A 19,530-nucleotide genomic window follows, 5' to 3' on the forward strand; every position below is an offset into this window, starting at 1 on the left:
ATATTGTGAACCACAGGGTGCGCATTGATGCGCGCCCTGTTTTATTTTCTTCGCCTTCTCCACCTGAAACGTTTCAATTATTCCTGCAGTAATCGATTAATCGCTGCATTTTTGTGACGCAGATCCAATAATCATCACCATCCTTGATCGCAATCATTCCGGTTATTCCTCGCATGCTTTATTCTGGCTGAACCGTTTCAGTTAGCAGGATATCTCTCAGCAATGCTCCAGGCGCTGCGTAAGAATTACCTGTACAAAATGGCATGAAACGCTCAAGGTATCTGGCACATTTCAGAGGTGCAGTTGCAGGAAAAGCGATGACCATTCGTATTGCTATCAATGGCTTTGGTCGTATCGGGCGCAATGTGTTGCGTGCGCTCTATGAAACGGGACGCCGGGCGGAAATTACAGTTGTGGCGATTAACGAGCTGGCAGACGCCGCCGGTATGGCGCATCTGCTGAAGTACGATACCAGCCACGGTCGCTTCGCCTTCGACGTGCGGCAGGAGCGCGATCTGCTGTGGGTAGGGGAGGACACTATCCGCATCCTGCATCAGGCTGAGATCGGCACGCTGCCGTGGCAGCAGCTGGATGTTGATGTGGTGCTGGATTGCACCGGCGTTTACGGCAGCCGCGCCGACGGTGAGGCGCATCTGCAGGCGGGCGCCAGAAAAGTCCTGTTTTCGCATCCGGGCGGCAACGATCTGGATGCAACCGTGGTGTTCGGCGTAAACGAACAGGCTCTTAAACAAACTGACCGCATTGTGTCTAACGCATCCTGTACCACCAACTGCATTATTCCGGTGATCAAGCTGCTGGATGATGCCTTTGGGATCGAGTCCGGCACTGTGACCACGATCCACTCAGCCATGCACGATCAGCAGGTGATCGACGCCTATCACAGCGATCTGCGCCGCACCCGGGCAGCGAGTCAGTCGATCATTCCGGTCGATACGCGGCTGGCTGCCGGCATCACCCGCATTTTTCCGAAATTCAACGATCGCTTCGAAGCGATAGCGGTGCGTGTACCCACTATCAACGTGACGGCGATTGATCTGAGCGTCTCGGTGCGGGCGGCGGTAAAGGCGTGTGAGGTCAATGCGCTGCTGCAAAACGCATCAGCAGGGGCATTTCGTGGTATAGTTGACTATACGGAATTACCGTTAGTCTCAGTAGATTTTAACCACGATCCGCACAGTGCCATCGTTGATGGTACGCAGACGCGGGTCAGCGGTCATCACCTGATCAAGACGCTGGTCTGGTGTGACAACGAATGGGGCTTTGCTAACCGGATGATCGATACTACGTTAGCAATGGCCGCAAGCGGTTTCAGGTAAGACGCGGATGGCGTCTGGCAAAACTTACGAGAATCAACGAGAGGATTCACCATGTCTGTAATTAAGATGACCGATCTGGACCTTGCTGGTAAGCGTGTTCTGATCCGTGCCGATCTGAACGTGCCAGTGAAAGAAGGAAAAGTGACATCTGACGCACGTATCCGTGCTTCCCTGCCAACCATCGAAGCGGCACTGAAACAGGGCGCGAAAGTGATGGTTACCTCTCACCTTGGTCGTCCGACCGAAGGTGAATATAACGAAGAGTTCTCGCTGCTGCCGGTTGTTAACTACCTGAAAGAAAAACTGAACGGTACCCAGGTTACGCTGGCGAAAGAGTATCTTGACGGCGTGGAAGTGGGTGCTGGCGAGCTGGTCGTGCTGGAAAACGTACGTTTTAACAAAGGCGAAAAGAAAGATGACGAGACGCTGGCGAAGAAGTATGCCGCGCTGTGTGACGTCTTTGTAATGGATGCGTTTGGTACCGCGCACCGCGCGCAGGCTTCGACTCACGGCGTGGGCAAGTTTGCGCCAGTCGCCTGCGCAGGCCCGCTGCTCTCTGCTGAGCTGGAAGCGCTGGGTAAAGTCATGAGCAACCCGGAGCGTCCGCTGGTTGCCGTAGTTGGTGGTTCAAAAGTATCGACTAAATTTGATGTGCTGCAGTCGCTGGTAAAAATTGCGGATACCGTGATTGTGGGCGGCGGCATCGCCAACACCTTTGTGGCTATCGACAACAAGGTCGGTAAATCACTCTACGAGCCGGATTTCGTTGAAGCGGCCAAAGGCCTGCGTGACCAGTACGGTATTCCGGTGCCGACCGATTCCCGTGTGGGCACGGAATTCTCTGAAACTGCACCTTCTACCGTGAAAAAGGTTTCAGAAGTGCAGGATAACGAAGAGATTATGGACTTCGGTGATGAAACCGCACAGAACATGGCGAAGATCCTGAAAGAGGCCAAAACCATTCTGTGGAACGGCCCGGTAGGCGTCTTTGAGTTCCCTAACTTCCGTAAAGGCACCGAAATTGTGGCCAATGCAATTGCCGACAGCGACGCGTTCTCTGTAGCAGGCGGCGGCGACACGCTGGCGGCTATCGATCTGTTCGGTATCGAAGAGAAGATCTCTTACATCTCAACCGGTGGCGGTGCATTCCTGGAGTTCGTGGAAGGCAAAAAGCTGCCTGCGGTGGCGATGCTGGAAGAGCGCGCTAAGCAGTAATTCTGGGGGCAGCGCTCCGGCGCTGCCTTAAAACTGGCCCCGAGCGGGGCAAATAAATCCCATTCCCTTCGGGAATGAACGGTAACGAAACGGGACACAACCATGTCTAAAATTTTTGATTTCGTAAAACCCGGCGTTGTCACTGGTGATGACGTTCAGAAAGTCTTCAAGGTAGCGAAGGAGCACAAATTCGCTCTGCCTGCAGTTAACTGCGTCGGCACGGACTCCATCAACGCGGTACTGGAAGCTGCTGCCAAAGTTAAAGCGCCGGTCATCGTTCAGTTCTCTAACGGCGGTGCTGCATTTATCGCCGGTAAAGGTTTCAAAACCGACAAACCTCAGGGCGCGGCAATCTTCGGCGCTATCGCCGGTGCGCACCATGTGCATCTGATGGCTGAGCAGTATGGTGTGCCGGTTATTCTGCACACTGACCACTGTGCGAAAAAACTGCTGCCGTGGATCGACGGTCTGCTGGATGCCGGTGAAGAGCACTTCAAAAAAACCGGTAAGCCGCTGTTCTCTTCACACATGATCGACCTCTCTGAAGAGTCGCTGGAAGAGAATATCGAAATCTCCAGCAAATATCTGGCGCGCATGGCGAAAATCGATATGACGCTGGAAATCGAACTCGGCTGCACCGGCGGTGAAGAAGATGGCGTGGACAACAGCCATATGGACGCTTCAGCTCTCTACACCCAGCCTGAAGATGTGGATTACGCCTACACCGAGCTGAGCAAAATCAGCCCGCGTTTCACTATCGCCGCCTCTTTCGGCAACGTGCACGGCGTGTACAAGCCAGGCAACGTGAAGCTGACCCCAACCATCCTGCGCGACTCACAGAAATATGTGTGTGAGAAGCATGGTCTGGAACATAACGCGCTGGACTTCGTGTTCCACGGCGGTTCCGGCTCTTCCGCAGCAGAGATTGAAGAGTCAATCAGCTACGGTGTGATCAAAATGAACATCGATACCGATACCCAGTGGGCAACCTGGGACGGTATTCTGCAGTACTACAAATCTAACGAAGCGTACCTGCAGTCGCAGCTGGGCAACCCGAACGGCCCGGATAGCCCGAACAAGAAATACTACGATCCACGCGTCTGGCTGCGTGCAGCACAATCTTCAATGGTTGTGCGCTTAGAGCAGGCGTTCAAAGAGCTGAACGCAGTCGACGTACTGTAAGTCCGCTGCAGTAAAAAGGCCCCATTGGGGCCTTTTTTATGTGCTTTTCACGATGCGGCACCGTACTCTCTTCCCGACAAAACCACACGCCAGCCCGCCATACGTTGCCGCATACGTACCAGCAACCTGCAGGTCTGTGCTGCGCTAATCTGCATCAATTCCGGTACGTTTTTCCCTCAATACAATGTTAAATCAGCTTAATTTTGGCGCTTCATGCTGTTTTTGTTTAACCTTGAAGCCTGGAGTGCCGGAGTCAATCTGGCCGTTTTTGTAATTTCCTGCGGGAAACTCAACAACAGGGCTGACAAATGGAAGATTTAAATGTCGTAAATGGCATTAACAGTGCAGGTGGATGGCTGGTGCGTAACCAGGCGCTGATCCTGAGCTATGCGGTCAATATCGTGGCAGCAATTGCGATTATTATCGTGGGTATGATTATCGCGCGTATTGTTTCAAACGGCGTGAATCGTCTGCTGGTGGCACGCCACATCGATGCGACCGTGGCAGATTTTCTCTCAGCCTTAGTCCGCTATGGCGTTATCGCATTTACTATCATCGCAGCGCTGGGGCGGGTGGGTGTACAGACCGCGTCAGTTATCGCCGTGCTGGGTGCAGCGGGTCTGGCCGTAGGCCTGGCACTGCAGGGCTCGCTCTCTAACCTTGCCGCAGGGGTACTGCTGGTGACTTTCCGTCCATTCCGCACCGGCGAATTTGTTGACCTCGGTGGTGTGATGGGTACCGTTCAGAATGTGCAGATCTTCTCAACCACGCTGAAAAGCGCGGACGGTAAAATGGTGGTGGTGCCGAACGGTAAAATTATCGCCAGCAATATCGTTAACTTCTCCCGTGAGCCGATCCGCCGCAACGAATTTATTATCGGCGTGGCCTACGACGCGGATGTCGATCAGGTAATCGATCTGCTGCGCGAAGTTGTGGAAGCGGATGAGCGCGTGCTGAAAGATATGGGTATTCAGATTGGCCTGAACGAGCTGGCGGCTTCGTCACTGAACTTTGTCGTGCGCTGCTGGAGCAAAAGCGGCGACCTGCAGAACGTTTACTGGGATCTGATGAAAAACTTTAAGCGTACCCTGGATGCGCACGGCATCGGCATCCCTTATCCGCAGATGGATGTGCATCTGCATCAGGTTAAGGGTGAGGCGCAGGAGCAGCCGGTTAACCTGACTAAATAACGTTAGCGTAAGGCACCTGCGGGTGCCTTTCTTATTAACAACGCTAATGACCGATTAAATCTTTCAATTTCCGCTAATACCCTCCGGCCGATATACTGCGTCCATCCTCTTCTCTTTTCAGGTTATTCAACGTGTTATCAATTTATCTGCAGGGGCTGGCGCTGGGCGCTGCACTGATTTTGCCGCTGGGCCCGCAAAACGCCTTTGTTATGAATCAGGGCATCAAGCGCCACTATCATCTGATGACTGCCACGCTCTGTACCCTGAGCGATATTGCGCTGATCTGCGGCGGCATATTTGGCGGCAGCGCGCTGCTGCATCAGTCACCGCTGCTGCTGACGCTGATCACCTGGGCTGGCGTTGCGTTTCTGCTCTGGTATGGCTGGGGAGCGTTACGCAGCGCATGGCGCGGCGGTATTGCGCTGGAGCAGGACAGCGCGCTGAAACAGGGGCGCTGGCGCATCGTCGCCACGATGCTGGCGGTGACCTGGCTCAATCCGCATGTCTATCTGGATACGTTTGTGGTGCTGGGCAGCCTCGGCAGTCAGCTGCCCTCGGCCGATGCCCGCCGCTGGTTCGCGCTGGGCACCGTCAGCGCCTCCGTAATCTGGTTTTATGGTCTGGCGCTGCTGGCGGCCTGGCTGTCGCCCCGGCTGCGCACCGCGCGCGCGCAGCGCATCATCAACCTGCTGGTCGGCAGCGTCATGTGGCTTATCGCTTTCCAGCTGGCGCATCAGGCGCTGACGGATTAAAAAAGTAAAACGCGCAGGGGGCATTATTGACGCGACGAGGCTGCTAAGATTGAGTTTTTAGCGCCAGGAGGTGACCGATGTCTTCTCAACCTAACCAGAGCCTGATTGACGGTATCCGCTGCCTGCAGTATCTGGTCTCCAGCGACAGAGCCATTGGCGGGCGTGAGCTGGCGCGTCAGATGGGTATGAACAGCACGCGCGTTAACCGCCTGCTGATGACGATGGCGTCGATCGGCCTCACCGTTCAGGATGAGCAGCGTCGCTATCTGCCAGGACCGGGGGTTCACGCCCTGGCGGCGCAGGCGATTCGGGGTTCCTCGCTGTTTGCGCAGGCGCTGCCGCAGCTGGAGCTCTATGCACCGCACGATATCGTGGTGGCGCTGGGCGTGCTGTGGGAAGATCAGGTCATCTATATCTGGCACTCAGAACCCGGTGAACGCACCCGCACCAGTCAGGCGCTGGCCGGATTTCGCATGCTGCCGGCGTGGCAGTCGGTGATTGGCATGGCGCTGCTGGCCGCAGAGCCCGATGTGCAGCTGCAGCCGCGTTTTGCCGCGGCGCAGTGGACGCAGATGGCGCCTCTGCTGGCGCGCAAGCGCCAGAGCGATCATCTCATCTGGCAGCGTGATGATGGTGAGATTGGTATGGCGCTGCCGATCAATCATAATCGCGCAGCGCTGGCGTTCGCTAAAATCTGGCAGAGGGATGACGAGCATCTGGCGCAGCGGGTGACGCAGCTGAAAACGCTGGCGCAGAAGATCACCGGCGAGCAGTAATCTCATCGGGGCGGCCAACGATAAACAGATAGCTGCCGATCCCCACCAGCGCCAGGGCGGCGATAAATATCAGCGCCGGAGCAAAATCACTGCCGTCGATCAGCGCGCCAATTGCAATCGGCACCACAATCGCGGAGAGCGCACCGGTAAAGTTAAACATCCCGCCTGCCAGCCCGACCAGATGACGCGGCGCCAGCGTGGTGACAAAAACCCAGGTTATGGTTGCCAGCCCGTTGCCGAAAAAAGCCAGCGACATAAATAGCACGATCAGCGTGGTGTTATCCGTGTAGTTGGCGCCGAGAATAAACAGCGTCATCGTCAGCCCGAGCAGAACCGGCAGCTTGCGCGCTACGCTCGCTGAAACGCCGCGCCGCATCAGATAATCGGAGATAAACCCCGCCAGCAGCACGCCACAAAACGCCGCCAGATAAGGCAGCAAGGCGACATAACCGCTTTTGATGAAATCCATATGCCGGTACCGGACCAGATAGGTCGGAAACCATGTCAGAAAGAACCAGAACGTAGCGGAAATAGAAAACTGGCCCAGACAGATGCCCAGCAGTCTGCGGTTGCACAGCATCTGCTGCACGTCGCTCAGGCGTAGCGATGTGCGCCCGGCGGATGCGCTGTCGGGCAGCGCGCCATTCTCCAGCAGCCAGGCGCGCTCTGCGGCTGACACCCGTTTATGCTCGCCAGGCTCGCGATAGAGCGCAAACCAGACGCCCGCCCACAGAATGCCGGTCAGGCCGGTGATAGCGAACAGCCCGCGCCAGCCAAATGCGGCTTCAATATGAAACAGCAGCGGCGTGACGCAGGCGAGACCAGCAAACTGCGCCGAAGAGTAAATGCCAATGGCGCTGGCGCGCTCATGCAGGGGAAACCAGCCGGAAATAATACGGTTATTCGCCGGCATCACCGGCGCTTCAAGCGCGCCGACGCCAAGCCGCAGTCCGACCAGCGCCGCCACGCTGCTGGCGCAGACGTGCAGCAGGGTGATAAGCGACCAGCCGATCATCGCCACGCCATACACCATACGCGCACCAAGTCGATCAATCAGCCAGCCGCCCGGGATCTGCAGCGCGGCGTAGATCCAGCCGAACGCAGAAAAAATCAGCCCCATCTGCAGCGGCGTGAGCTGTAACTCAGCGCTCAGCGCTGGTGCCGCCACGGCCAGATTAGCGCGATCCATATAGTTGATAATGATGTTCACAAACACCAGCGCCAGCATCAGAAAACGCGTGCGCCCGACGCGCACGTCAGCAGCAGGCGCGCCAGGGCTTGAGGGATCGTGCGCCATGGGCAGAGTTCCTGGAAACAGAGAGTATCCATCAAGCGAAACGCACAATGCTGTTTTTAGCAACCCTGTAGTGATAAGTTTGCAGCCAGCAGCAGGTTAAAACGCAGCGCGAACGAACTTTTCTGTCTGCGTAAACTCAGAGCATCACGCATAGTAAAGCGGTAGCGGTTTCGCCATAGTGGCAGCCGGTAACCCGATTTCCAAGGAGGAGTTTGTGAAACTGAAAGCACTGGCGCTGGTCGCCGCAATGAGCACTGGCGCACTGTCGGGCATGGTACAGGCCGGAGAAGTGCCTGAGGGACCGCACGTGGTCACTTCCGGTCAGGCAAGCGTTGATGCGCGTCCGGATATGGCGACGCTCTCAATTATGGTCAGCGTCGCCTCCAAAGAAGCCGCCGATGCTAAAAAACAGGCTGACGCGCGCGTGGCGCAATATTTTGATTTTCTGCAAAAGAGCGGTATCGAAAAGAAAGATATCGATGCGGCTAATCTGAGCACCCAGCCAGAATATGACTACACCAAAGAGGGTAAGTCGGTACTGAAAGGCTACCGCGCGGTACGCCAGGTGGAAGTGACGCTGCGTCAGCTGGATAAGCTGAACGATCTGCTGGATGGCGCGCTGAAGTCGGGTCTGAACGAAATCCGCACCGTTGAGCTGGGTGTGGCAGACGCAGAAAGCTATAAAGAGCAGGCGCGTAAAGCCGCAATTGCTAACGCGACGCAGCAGGCCAGCGCGCTGGCAGAAGGCTTTAACGCGAAGCTGGGACCGGTCTACAGCGTTCGCTATCACGTAGCCAACTATCAGCCGATGCCGATGGCGCGCATGTATAAAGCTGCCGCCGCGCCGGCGGATACCACCGCGCAGCAGACGTATGAACAGCAGAGTATTCACTTTGACGATCAGGTCGATGTGGTGTTTGAAATCAAACCAAACGCCGCGACGCCCTGATAGCTGACAGCCGCAGCGGCATCTGCCGCTGCGCTATGCTCAGGCTGCGACCTCATCCTGACGCAGTACCCGATGCCCGTGAGCAATCAGCGCGTCGGTGACGCTGCGCATCAGGCGGCTCTCGGGCGCAAAGCGGTGCCAGTAGAGCATCCGGCGCTGATAGAGTCCCGGCGTCAGATCCACCAGCTCTCCCTGCGCCAGTTCGCGCTCAATCTGCAGATGCGGGATCATACAGCAGACCGATCCCTGCCGCGCCAGCTGCACAAACGCCTCTGACGAGTTAACGATATGGCAGGGTACGCTGCCCGGTGACAGATCGAAATTCTGCTGCAAAAACGCCTGATGCATATCATCCAGATGGTCAAACGCCACTGCCGGCGCCTTCAGCAAGGCAGATCGCGTTACGCCGTTGGGGAAATAGCGGGCGGCAAAATCGGGTGAGGCGCAGAACAGATAGTCGAGCGCTCCCAGCTGATCGACCAGGCAGCTCGGCAGCGGCTGCGGCTGGATACTCACGGCGCCCACCACTTCACCGCGGCGCAGACGTTCCTGCGTACGCGTTTCATCTTCTACCTGCAGATTCAGCCGCACCGGGGAGTCCGCCAGCACATCTTTCAGCGCCGGCAGCAGCCAGGTAGCAAGGCTGTCGGCGTTGACCGCCAGCGAGAGCAGCAGCGGCGTGGTCCCGCTCTGATCGTCACCCAGCCACTCCTCCTCCAGCAGCTCTACCTGATGCAGCAGCGCCAGCAGCTTCTGCCCCTGCTCAGTCGGGCGGGGCGGAACGGTGCGCACCAGCAGCGGCTGACCAAACAGGTTTTCCAGCTGTTTGATACGCTGCGATACGGCTGACTGGGTAATACAAAGCTTCTGTGCGGCGCGTTCAAAGCCGCGCTCGCGAATCACTGCATCCAGCGCCTGAAGCGTACGGTAATCCGGGCGTTTCATTATTGTTCTCTCTCGTTCAGGGTGGAAAGTACTATGCCACAAAATGGCCGCGCTGTGCGGCGGGTGCATTTTTGCGGACTGGCTTCCAAAGGTAAAAATCGGTGGTGCGTGAGTCGCGCACTTTTACAGCGCGTTGTTTTATACTACGCGCACTTTGATGTCGCACAGGTTTTAAACATACCATGACCCAGGATGAACTGAAAAAAGCGGTAGGGTGGGCGGCGCTGCAGTATGTGCAGCCAGGCACCATTGTTGGCGTAGGCACCGGCTCAACGGCCGCGCATTTTATCGACGCGCTGGCCACCATGAAGCACCAGATTGAGGGGGCGGTCTCCAGCTCTGAAGCCTCCACCCTGAAGCTGAAATCGCTGGGCATACCGGTTTTCGATCTTAACGACGTGGATGATATCGCGGTCTATGTCGATGGTGCCGATGAGATCAACCCGCATATGCAGATGATCAAGGGCGGCGGCGCGGCGCTGACGCGCGAGAAGATTGTGGCGGCGGTCGCACGGAAGTTTATCTGTATCGCGGATGCGTCCAAAGAAGTTGATATCCTTGGCCGTTTCCCGCTTCCGGTTGAGGTGATCCCGATGGCGCGTGCCTATGTCGCGCGCGAGCTGGTTAAGCTTGGTGGCCAGCCGGAGTATCGGCAGCAGGTGGTGACCGATAATGGCAATATCATCCTCGACGTGCACAATCTGCAGATCCTCGATCCTGTCGCGATGGAAAAAAACATCAACGCGCTGGCGGGCGTGGTTACGGTCGGCCTGTTTGCCACGCGCGGCGCTGATGTCGCGCTGATTGGCACGCCGGATGGCGTCAAAACCATTCTCAAATGATCTCTCCGGCGCGCCTGACGCGCCGTTTTTCCCCCGGCTAATTCTGCTTTTCTTTATCAGCCTGAATTTGGTGACTTATGTCACAAACAGAGCATGGAGAGCCGATTCCTGCTCTCTGCTCCCGGCATCCTGCGATTTTGTATGGATTTGTGCTGCCTGAAAGCCGGGGCGTGCTGCCGTGGTCGCAATCGTTTGTATTGCCGCATTGCCAGAATTTGTTATTTTGGCAGAAGGTAATCTTATGGCACTCCACGTTGAATTCTGAATAGGGTCGGGAAATGGCAAAGGTATCACTGGATAAAGACAAAATTAAATTTCTGCTGGTGGAGGGCGTGCATCAGAGCGCGCTGGAGAATCTGCGCGCGGCAGGCTATACCAACATTGAGTTTCACAAAGGGGCGCTGGATGCGGAGTCGCTGAAAGCCTCTGTCCGTGATGCGCACTTTATCGGTATCCGCTCCCGCACCCAGCTCACGGAAGAGATCTTCGCCGCCGCGGAAAAACTGGTCGCGGTCGGCTGCTTCTGTATCGGCACCAATCAGGTCGATCTCAACGCCGCCGCCCGGCGCGGTATTCCGGTCTTTAACGCCCCTTTCTCCAACACCCGCTCCGTGGCTGAACTGGTGATTGGCGAGATACTGCTGATGCTGCGCGGCATTCCGGAAGCGAACGCCAAAGCGCATCGCGGTATCTGGAACAAAGTGGCAACCGGCTCCTATGAAGCGCGCGGCAAAAAGCTGGGTATCATTGGTTATGGTCATATCGGCATGCAGCTCGGCGTGCTGGCTGAAGGCCTGGGGATGCACGTTTTCTTTTACGATATTGAAAACAAGCTGCCGCTGGGGAACGCCACGCAGGTACGTCACCTGTCGGATCTGCTCAATATGAGTGATGTGGTCAGCCTGCATGTGCCGGAGACCGCCTCAACCCAGAACATGATTGGCGCGGAAGAGCTGGCGCTGATGAAGCCGGGCGCGCTGCTGATCAACGCCGCACGCGGCACCGTTATCGATATTCCGGCGCTGTGCCATGCGCTCTCCAGCAAACATCTGGCGGGTGCGGCTATTGACGTCTTCCCGACCGAACCGGCAACCAACAGCGATCCGTTTAATTCACCGCTGTGCGAGTTTGATAACGTTATTCTGACGCCGCACATTGGCGGTTCAACGCAGGAAGCGCAGGAGAATATCGGCCTGGAAGTCTCGGGTAAGCTGGCAAAATACTCCGACAACGGCTCGACGCTCTCTGCGGTTAATTTTCCGGAGGTATCACTGCCGATGCACGGTGCCAGCGCCAGCCGTCTGCTGCACATTCACGAAAACCGTCCGGGCATTCTTACCGCCATCAACCAGATTTTCGCTGAGCAGAATATCAATATCGCGGCGCAGTTCCTGCAGACCTCGCCACAGCTTGGTTACGTGGTGATTGATATCGATGCGGAAAAAGATGTGGCGGATAAAGCGCTGCAGCTCATGCGCGCTATTCCGGGCACTATGCGTGCGCGCCTGCTTTACTGATTAGTGACGGGCATATGCCCGTCAGAACGAAGCATCCCACTGCCACAGCTTTGCCGGCGTCAGCACGGCGGGTAGCGGGATGTCCCATGCGGCTGCCGGCAGCGCCTCAACGCGCTGGCAGTCGTGGGCAATGCCAATCGGCAGACAGCCGTGGCGCTGCCAGTTCTGCAGCGTGCGATCGTAAAAGCCGCCGCCCATCCCCAGCCGTTGTCCACTCTCATCAAACGCCACCAGCGGAACCAGCATGACATCCAGTCGATCCAGCGTCGTCATCTGCGTAATATCCAGTGGCGGCTCCGGAATGCGCAGCTTATTCATGACCAGCTGCGTCTCAGGGGTATAACGCAAAAACAGCAGGTTGCCTGGCGCAAACGGATGCAGTACCGGCAGATAAACCGCTTTTTTTTGCTGCCAGAGACGGGCAATCAGCGGGCGGGTATTGATTTCACCGTCGGTAGAGAGAAACAGCGCAATGCTTTGTGCCGCTGAGACAGGTGCCAGGTTAATCGCGTGCTCAGCCAGCTGTTCGGCCGCTTCACTCTGCTGTTCAGGCGTCAGATGCCGGCGCAGATGGCGGATATGCTGACGCAGCAGCTGGCGTTCGGAATAATCGATAGCGGACACAGGATCCCCCTAAAGAGTGGGTTAGCTTGCGCTGACTATAACATGCAAAAGAAGGGGAGGGGGACTGGCTTCAGGTAGCAGCCGCAGTCTCGGCTGACGCTACTACCTGAAATGATGCCGGATAAAACAGAAAAGAGATCTCCGAGATGCCGCCGCAGGCTGTAACCCTTGAACCCTTGGTTCAAGGTGAGTATGCCGTCGCAACCATCAGGCTTCTCGGACGAACCGAGCATGCTCACAGGCTACAGAGCGTCACACTCTGTTGGTATGAAATATCGGCTCAGGGGACTGGCCCGCTTGCAAACATCTCAGAGAAACAGGACTTCATCGTTGCTCTGGCATGAGAACCATGAAGTATTATTCGAATTTAGGGCCCTGGCGGTCGGTAATGCGACCCTGCTCAACTAAAGCCTGTTCAATCGTCTGCTGCAGCATGCGGATACGTTGTTCCATGTTTGCTGCGTAGTCTCGCGTTTTACCTTTCTCTTGCGCCAGCTCGTGGCAGATATTTAACGCGGCGATGAACACCAGTTGCTCTGTATTTGTGACTCTAGTGCGAACTTTTAAATCTTGCAACCGTTGATTGAGGTCCTCTGCGGCAAGATTTAGTGCATCCTGCTGTTCAGGCGGACAATTTACTCTCAAAGAACGACCAAAAATTTGTATATCTACCGGTTGTGCAGACATGCCACCATCCTGACTGATTACTTCGTTCGCTCCACCCGGCTCGCCACTGGCCCGGAAGGTGCGCAACTATATAGACGCGGGTAAGAAGATACAACCCCTTTTCTGGAAACCCTGAGGCACCTGGTGGTAGCATATCACGAACTTATTCTGCCAACGACGACCAAAGCTTATGTCTTTACAGAACGCAACACCCACTTACAACGCGCTGGCCGCAGCCCTCTCTCAGCAGGGTGTGGGCATGACGCCTGCCGAAATGCATGGACTGCTGTGTGGCATCCTGTGTGGCGGTAATCAGGACGCCAGCTGGAAGACGCTGGTGCACGATCTGGCTAATGAAGGCATGGCCTTCTCGCAGAGCCTGGCGCAGCCGCTGCAGGCGCTGCATGACAGCCTGACTACGACCCTGGAAGAGGATGGCTTTCTGTTTCAGCTGATGCTGCCGGATGAAGATGATATTACCGTGTTTGACCGGGCTGATGCGCTGGCGGGCTGGGTTAATCACTTCCTGCTTGGCCTGGGCGTTACGCAGCCTAAACTGGATAAAGTCACCGGTGAAACCGGCGAGGCGATTGACGATCTGCGTACTATTGCTCAGCTTGGCTATGAAGAAGATGAAGATCAGGAAGAGCTGGAGCAGTCGCTGGAAGAGGTGATTGAGTATGTGCGCGTCGCGGCGCTGCTGTGTCACGACACCTTCACACGCCCGCATACGCCAACCGCACCGGAAGTGCAGAAACCTACGCTACACTAAGCGCGTCATTGCGGGCAGCGCTGCTGCCCGTTATCAACAGGGAGTGCAACTATGATCACACTGGAACAGTTCCGGCAGCGTCGTCAGGCGCTGATTACGCAGATGGCCCCCGGCAGCGCGGCGCTGATTTTTGCAGCACCTGAAGTTACGCGCAGCAACGACACCGAATATAGCTACCGCCAAAACAGCGACTTCTGGTATTTCACCGGGTTTAACGAGCCGCAGGCGCTGCTGGTGCTGATCAAAAGCGATGAACATCACAATCACAGCGTGCTGTTTAACCGCATACGCGATCTGACTGCCGAGGTGTGGTCTGGCCGTCGCCTCGGGCAGGAGGCTGCGCCGGCGAAGCTGGGTGTTGATCGCGCACTGCCGTGGGATGATATTGGCGAACAGCTGCACTTGCTGCTGAACGGGCTTGACGTGGTGTATCACGCGCAGGGCGAATATGGTTACGCTGACCAGCTGCTGTTTAGCGCACTGGAAAAATTACGTCGCGGTTTCCGGCAGAATCTTAGCGCACCAGCCAGCGTGACCGACTGGCGTCCCTGGGTGCATGAGATGCGGCTGTTTAAAAGCGCAGAAGAGATTGAGATACTGCGTCAGGCGGGAAAAATCAGCGCGCTGGCGCATACCCGCGCCATGCAGCAGTGCCGCCCCGACATGTATGAGTATCAGCTTGAAGGGGAGATCCACCATGAATTCTCCCGCCACGGCGCGCGCTTTCCTTCCTACAACACCATTGTCGGAAGTGGCGAAAACGGCTGCATTTTGCACTACACCGAAAATGAAAGCGCAATGCGCGACGGCGATCTGGTGCTAATCGACGCCGGCTGTGAGTTTCACGGTTATGCGGGTGATATTACCCGTACCTTTCCGGTAAACGGCAGGTTTACACCGCCGCAGCGGGAAATCTACGACATTGTGCTGGCTTCGCTGCATAAAGCGCTGTCGATGTTCCGGCCCGGCGTCAGCATTCATGAAGTGAATGATGAAGTTGTGCACATCATGATCACCGGCCTCGTTGATCTCGGTATTCTTGACGGCAATATCGACGAACTATTTGAAGCGCAGGCGCATCGCCCTTTCTTCATGCACGGCCTCGGCCACTGGCTGGGCCTGGATGTGCATGACGTCGGCGATTACGGTACGCCGAGCCGCGACCGCGTGCTGGAGCCGGGCATGGTGCTTACGGTAGAGCCGGGCCTCTATATTGCACCTGATGCCAGCGTGCCGCCGCAGTACCGCGGCATAGGCGTGCGCATTGAGGATGATATTGTGATTACGGCGACAGGCCATGAGAATCTTACTGATAGCGTGGTGAAAGATCCGGATGCGATTGAAGCCCTGATGGCAGCGGCGCGCGGCGTATGACCATTCTGATTGCAGGCGGGGGCATGACCGGCGCCACGCTGGCGCTGGCGATATCGCATCTGACGCAGGGCAGGTTACCGGTCACGCTCATTGAGCGCAGCGAGCCGGCCAGCCGTGCGCACCCCGGTTTTGATGGCCGGGCGATTGCGCTGGCCGCTGGCACCTGCCAGCAGCTGGCAGCAATCGACCTCTGGCGTTCGCTGGCGGACTGCGCCACGCCGATCACCCGCATTCACGTCTCCGATCGCGGTCACAGCGGCTTTGTGCAGCTCAGCGCAGAGGCGTATCAGCTGGCTGCGCTGGGGCAGGTGGTGGAGCTATTCGATGTCGGACAGCGCCTGTTTGAGCGTCTCCGGCAGGCGCCCGGCGTAACATTGCGCTGCCCCGATTACGTCACGCAGGTCACGCGTGATAAAGCGCATGCGCAGGTGACGCTTAACAGCGGCGAAACGCTGGAGGGTACGCTGCTGGTGGCTGCAGATGGGTCGCGCTCATCGCTGGCGGCATCATGCGGTATTCAGTGGCAGCGCGAGGATTATCAGCAGCTGGCGGTGATTGCCAACGTGTCCACTCAGCTGCCGCATCAGGGGCAGGCGTTTGAGCGTTTTACGCCGCACGGGCCGCTGGCGCTGCTGCCGATGTCCGGCAATCGTATGTCGCTGGTGTGGTGCCATCCGTCAGCCGCAGAATCCCGGGTGCGGGCGTGGGATGAAGAGACATTCCGGCGCGAACTGCAGCGCGCATTTGGCTGGCGGCTGGGTCGCTTTACCCATGCCGGTCAGCGTGAAATTTATCCGCTGGTGCTGCAAACCGCCGATCGTCAGGTGACGCACCGGCTGGCGCTGGTCGGCAATGCTGCCCAGACGCTGCATCCGATCGCCGGACAGGGCTTTAACCTTGGCCTGCGCGATGTCATGTCGCTGGCGGAAACGCTGGCCGGCGCCTGGCGCCAGCAGCAGGATCCTGGCAGTTATGCGGTGCTGCAGCATTTTGCCGCCCGGCGTCAGGCTGACCGCGCGGCGACAATCGGCGTGACTGACGGCCTGGTGCGCCTGTTCGCTAACCGTTATGCACCGCTGGTTGCAGGACGAAATCTCGGGCTGGTGGCTATGGATCACCTCCCCTGGCTGCAACATCCGCTGGCCGCGCGTACGCTCGGCTGGGTAAAGCGTTAATAAAGAGGCAGCAATGCAAACATTTGATGTGGTGATTGCCGGTGGCGGCATGGTCGGTCTGGCAGTGGCCTGCGGTTTGCAGGGAAGTGGTCTGCGCGTTGCAGTACTGGAGAAAGCGGCGGAACCGCAGTTCGATCCGGCAGCCGCCGCGTCGATTCGGGTATCCGCAATTAATGCAGCCAGTGAACGTCTGCTACAGAAACTCGACGTCTGGTCATCTATTCTCGTCCTGCGCGCCAGCGCGTATCACGGTATGGAAGTGTGGGATCAGGACAGCTTTGGATCTGTCAGCTTTGATGATGAGCAGCAGGGGCTGTCGCATCTTGGTTATATTGTTGAAAATGAAGTGATTCACAGTGCGCTGTGGCAGCGTGCCAGCCAGTGTAAAGATGTTACGCTGTTTGCACCGGCCCGCCTGCAGCAGGTCGCGTTTGGTGATAATGAAGCCTTTATCACGCTGGAAGATGGCACCATGATGAGCGCCCGGCTGATGATAGCCGCCGACGGCGCCGGCTCCTGGCTGCGCGAAAAAGCGGATATCCCGCTGACGTTCTGGGATTATGAGCATCATGCGCTGGTCGCGAACGTGCGTACTGATATGCCGCATGATGCTATCGCGCGTCAGGTATTTCACGGCGAAGGTATTCTCGCCTTTCTGCCGATGCAGGATCCGCACCTGTGCTCAATCGTCTGGTCGCTGGCTCCACAGGAAGCAGCGCGCATGCAGTCGATGCCGGCAGCGCTGTTTAATCAGCAACTCTCTGTAGCCTTTGATATGCGGCTGGGATTATGCAGCGTTGAGAGCGAACGTAAAACGTTCCCGCTAACGGCACGCTATGCGCGCAATTTTGCAGCTCATCGTCTGGCGCTGGTCGGCGATGCGGCGCACACCATTCATCCGCTGGCCGGGCAGGGCGTGAATTTAGGCTTTATGGATGCGGCTGAGCTGATTGGTGAGATCCGCCGCCTGCATCAGGCGGGTCGTGATATCGGTGAGCATCTCTCACTGCGTCGCTACGAACGCAGCCGCAAGCACAGCGCAGCGCTGATGCTGGCCGGCATGCAGGGATTCCGCGAGCTGTTCGCCGGCACGCATCCGGCGAAAAAGCTGCTGCGTGACGTCGGGCTAAAGCTGGCCGATACGCTGCCAGGCGTGAAGCCGCGTCTGCTGAAGCAGGCGATGGGGCTGAACGACCTGCCAGAGTGGATCCGCTAGCTAACCAGGACGTTGTCGTTTCGTATCCGCATCAACCCGGGCGCCATAAATGGCGCCCCTACGGTGGCTCAATACCGGACGTCATCGTTTCGCATCGCCCTGGCGTAGGGGGCGCATTAATGCGCCCCGGCAACCCCATCCCCCGGACGTTACATTTCGCACCCGCCCTATGGTAGGGGGCGCATTTATGCGCCCCGGCAAAAACCTCCTCCTGACTCCCTGTTCGCACTAAAACAGAGCGCTCTGCGCCATAATGATGCCTCGTTTGATTTATTCTAATTTTACCGCCAGATTCGCATTAGTTATTTTCATGCAGGATTAATCGCACAGCCGTGCCATTTAGCTCCTCACCCGCGGTGGCGTGTTTTATTTACTGAGATATCGCCCCGGAGTTGCATAATCTGCGCGTTTAATCACACAAAGGCAGCGGATTATGCTGCATGCTATGGGATGCACTGCAAAGATGAGGCCCGGCTTCGACCTCGTTTTGCTTATGGTTAAATCTGTTTTTCAGTGGTAACGTCAGCTGAAAGAGAACGTTTGCGTCGGCGTTTATTACCGCGCAGGCGAGCCCCGCTTATTGGTTTTCACAGGATGGTTATGACTCAGCAAACGCCTCTGTTTAAGCAGCACCAGCAGGACGGTGCACGCATGGTGGACTTCCACGGCTGGATGATGCCGCTGCACTACGGCTCGCAAATCGATGAGCACCACGCAGTGCGCAGCGACGCCGGCATGTTTGATGTATCGCACATGACTATCGTTGATCTGCACGGCGCACGGACCCGCGAGTTTCTGCGTTATCTGCTGGCAAATGATGTCGCAAAACTGACTCAACCCGGCAAAGCGCTCTACAGCGGCATGCTTAACGCATCGGGCGGCGTGATAGACGATCTGATCGTCTACTTCATGCAGGAGGATTTTTTCCGCCTGGTGGTCAACTCCGCCACGCGAGAGAAAGATCTCGCGTGGATAACGCAGCACGCCGCACCGTTTGGCGTGACGCTGACCGAGCGTCATGACCTGGCGCTGATTGCCGTGCAGGGTCCGAATGCGCAGCAGAAAGCACAGACGCTGTTTGATGAGAGCCAGCGTGCCGCCGTTGCCGGCATGAAGCCTTTTTATGGCGTGCAGTCAGGCGACCTGTTCATTGCCACCACCGGCTACACCGGCGAGGCAGGCTATGAAATTGCGCTGCCCGCTGACCAGGCGGAAATGTTCTGGCAGCAGCTACTGGCCGCGGGCGTAAAACCCGCCGGCTTAGGCGCGCGCGACACGCTGCGTCTGGAAGCCGGTATGAATCTCTATGGCCAGGAGATGGATGAAGGCGTTTCGCCGCTGGCCGCGAATATGGGCTGGACCATCAGCCGGGAACCGGCCGATCGTGATTTTATCGGACGTGAAGCGCTGGAAGCGCAGCGCGAGCAGGGCACTGAAAAACTGGTGGGGCTGGTCATGACGGAAAAAGGCGTACTGCGCGGTGGTCAGACGGTGCGCTTTACCGATGAGCAGGGCGTACCGCAGCAGGGTATGATTACCAGTGGTTCCTTCTCGCCGACGCTGGGCTGCAGCATCGCCCTGGCGCGCGTACCTGCCGGTATTGGCGGGCAGGCCATTGTGGAGATCCGCAATCGCGAAATGCCGGTAAAAGTGACTAAACCCGTTTTTGTACGCGCCGGTAAGCCGGTCGCTCAGTAAATT

Annotated in this window: 18 protein-coding genes and 1 other RNA gene; 14 read left to right on the forward strand and 5 right to left on the reverse strand. The window is 57.2% G+C overall.

Annotated features, from left to right (window positions below):
* The first annotated feature begins 317 nt into the window (after window positions 1-317).
* The 6 genes from epd to FS690_RS10775 all read left to right on the forward strand — a co-directional run bounded on the left by epd (window position 318) and on the right by FS690_RS10775 (window position 6,452).
* On the forward strand, window positions 318-1,337 hold the full coding sequence (epd, locus tag FS690_RS10750) for an erythrose-4-phosphate dehydrogenase (protein WP_039380059.1): 1,020 nt from the start codon (window positions 318-320) through the stop codon (window positions 1,335-1,337).
* A gap of 51 nt (window positions 1,338-1,388) precedes the next feature.
* Window positions 1,389-2,552 carry a phosphoglycerate kinase gene (pgk, locus tag FS690_RS10755; protein WP_094111522.1) on the forward strand — a complete coding sequence of 388 codons (1,164 nt, stop codon included), beginning with the start codon at window positions 1,389-1,391 and terminating at the stop codon, window positions 2,550-2,552.
* 102 nt (window positions 2,553-2,654) lie between these two features.
* Window positions 2,655-3,734, forward strand: coding sequence for a class II fructose-bisphosphate aldolase (fbaA, locus tag FS690_RS10760; protein WP_039380055.1), 1,080 nt, complete (start codon window positions 2,655-2,657; stop codon window positions 3,732-3,734).
* A gap of 308 nt (window positions 3,735-4,042) precedes the next feature.
* The gene (gene mscS, locus FS690_RS10765; protein ID WP_039380053.1) at window positions 4,043-4,924 is read left to right on the forward strand and encodes a small-conductance mechanosensitive channel MscS; all 882 of its coding nucleotides are present in this window, start codon (window positions 4,043-4,045) and stop codon (window positions 4,922-4,924) included.
* Between the two features lie 131 nt (window positions 4,925-5,055).
* The gene (gene argO / locus FS690_RS10770) at window positions 5,056-5,676 is read left to right on the forward strand and encodes an arginine exporter ArgO (protein WP_071668577.1); all 621 of its coding nucleotides are present in this window, start codon (window positions 5,056-5,058) and stop codon (window positions 5,674-5,676) included.
* A gap of 77 nt (window positions 5,677-5,753) precedes the next feature.
* Window positions 5,754-6,452, forward strand: coding sequence for a transcriptional regulator (locus tag FS690_RS10775; RefSeq protein ID WP_104085463.1), 699 nt, complete (start codon window positions 5,754-5,756; stop codon window positions 6,450-6,452).
* Here FS690_RS10775 and FS690_RS10780 read toward each other — a convergent pair.
* Window positions 6,436-7,749 carry an MFS transporter gene (locus FS690_RS10780; protein WP_145339613.1) on the reverse strand — a complete coding sequence of 438 codons (1,314 nt, stop codon included), beginning with the start codon at window positions 7,747-7,749 and terminating at the stop codon, window positions 6,436-6,438. The two genes, FS690_RS10775 and FS690_RS10780, sit on opposite strands and share 17 nt — an antisense overlap.
* Before the next feature lie 214 nt (window positions 7,750-7,963).
* On the opposite strand from FS690_RS10780, the gene FS690_RS10785 reads away from it, so the two are divergent.
* A complete protein-coding gene (locus tag FS690_RS10785) occupies window positions 7,964-8,698 on the forward strand; it encodes an oxidative stress defense protein (protein WP_039380044.1) in 735 nt (244 codons plus the stop codon).
* Window positions 8,699-8,737: 39 nt separating this feature from the next.
* Here FS690_RS10785 and FS690_RS10790 read toward each other — a convergent pair whose 3' ends face one another.
* On the reverse strand, window positions 8,738-9,643 hold the full coding sequence (locus FS690_RS10790; RefSeq protein ID WP_094111519.1) for a LysR family transcriptional regulator ArgP: 906 nt from the start codon (window positions 9,641-9,643) through the stop codon (window positions 8,738-8,740).
* 182 nt (window positions 9,644-9,825) lie between these two features.
* Between FS690_RS10790 and rpiA the strand changes: the two genes are divergently transcribed.
* Together rpiA and serA are read left to right on the forward strand one after the other, a co-directional pair.
* Window positions 9,826-10,485, forward strand: coding sequence for a ribose-5-phosphate isomerase RpiA (gene rpiA, locus FS690_RS10795; protein ID WP_039380041.1), 660 nt, complete (start codon window positions 9,826-9,828; stop codon window positions 10,483-10,485).
* 278 nt (window positions 10,486-10,763) lie between these two features.
* Complete coding sequence (gene serA, locus FS690_RS10800; RefSeq protein WP_145339614.1) at window positions 10,764-12,002, forward strand: phosphoglycerate dehydrogenase; 1,239 nt, start codon at window positions 10,764-10,766, stop codon at window positions 12,000-12,002.
* 21 nt (window positions 12,003-12,023) lie between these two features.
* On the opposite strand, the gene FS690_RS10805 is transcribed toward serA, so the two are convergent.
* From FS690_RS10805 to zapA, 3 genes are all read right to left on the reverse strand, one after another.
* Window positions 12,024-12,626: a 5-formyltetrahydrofolate cyclo-ligase gene (locus FS690_RS10805; RefSeq protein ID WP_104085466.1), complete on the reverse strand. Its 603-nt coding sequence runs from the start codon at window positions 12,624-12,626 to the stop codon at window positions 12,024-12,026.
* Window positions 12,627-12,760: 134 nt separating this feature from the next.
* Window positions 12,761-12,944: non-coding RNA, 6S RNA (gene ssrS, locus FS690_RS10810), on the reverse strand.
* A gap of 39 nt (window positions 12,945-12,983) precedes the next feature.
* Window positions 12,984-13,313 (reverse strand): cell division protein ZapA, encoded by a 330-nt coding sequence (gene zapA / locus FS690_RS10815; RefSeq protein WP_034823204.1) that lies wholly within the window; start codon window positions 13,311-13,313, stop codon window positions 12,984-12,986.
* 169 nt (window positions 13,314-13,482) lie between these two features.
* Here zapA and FS690_RS10820 point away from each other — a divergent pair, with 169 nt between their 5' ends.
* The 5 genes from FS690_RS10820 to gcvT all read left to right on the forward strand — a co-directional run bounded on the left by FS690_RS10820 (window position 13,483) and on the right by gcvT (window position 19,527).
* Entirely contained in the window at window positions 13,483-14,064 is a 582-nt protein-coding gene (locus FS690_RS10820; protein ID WP_039380033.1) for a YecA family protein, read from the forward strand.
* 51 nt (window positions 14,065-14,115) lie between these two features.
* The gene (gene pepP, locus FS690_RS10825; protein WP_108570044.1) at window positions 14,116-15,438 is read left to right on the forward strand and encodes a Xaa-Pro aminopeptidase; all 1,323 of its coding nucleotides are present in this window, start codon (window positions 14,116-14,118) and stop codon (window positions 15,436-15,438) included.
* Window positions 15,435-16,613: a 2-octaprenyl-6-methoxyphenyl hydroxylase gene (ubiH, locus tag FS690_RS10830; RefSeq protein WP_145339615.1), complete on the forward strand. Its 1,179-nt coding sequence runs from the start codon at window positions 15,435-15,437 to the stop codon at window positions 16,611-16,613. The genes pepP and ubiH overlap by 4 nt, the downstream gene beginning before the upstream one ends.
* A gap of 13 nt (window positions 16,614-16,626) precedes the next feature.
* A complete protein-coding gene (gene ubiI / locus FS690_RS10835; RefSeq protein ID WP_145339616.1) occupies window positions 16,627-17,829 on the forward strand; it encodes an FAD-dependent 2-octaprenylphenol hydroxylase in 1,203 nt (400 codons plus the stop codon).
* A 600-nt stretch (window positions 17,830-18,429) separates the two neighbouring features.
* Window positions 18,430-19,527: a glycine cleavage system aminomethyltransferase GcvT gene (gcvT, locus tag FS690_RS10840; protein ID WP_039380026.1), complete on the forward strand. Its 1,098-nt coding sequence runs from the start codon at window positions 18,430-18,432 to the stop codon at window positions 19,525-19,527.
* Window positions 19,528-19,530: the final 3 nt, after the last annotated feature.

The organism is Pantoea sp. PSNIH1 (assembly GCF_007680655.1).
GTDB lineage: Bacteria > Pseudomonadota > Gammaproteobacteria > Enterobacterales > Enterobacteriaceae > Pantoea > Pantoea eucrina.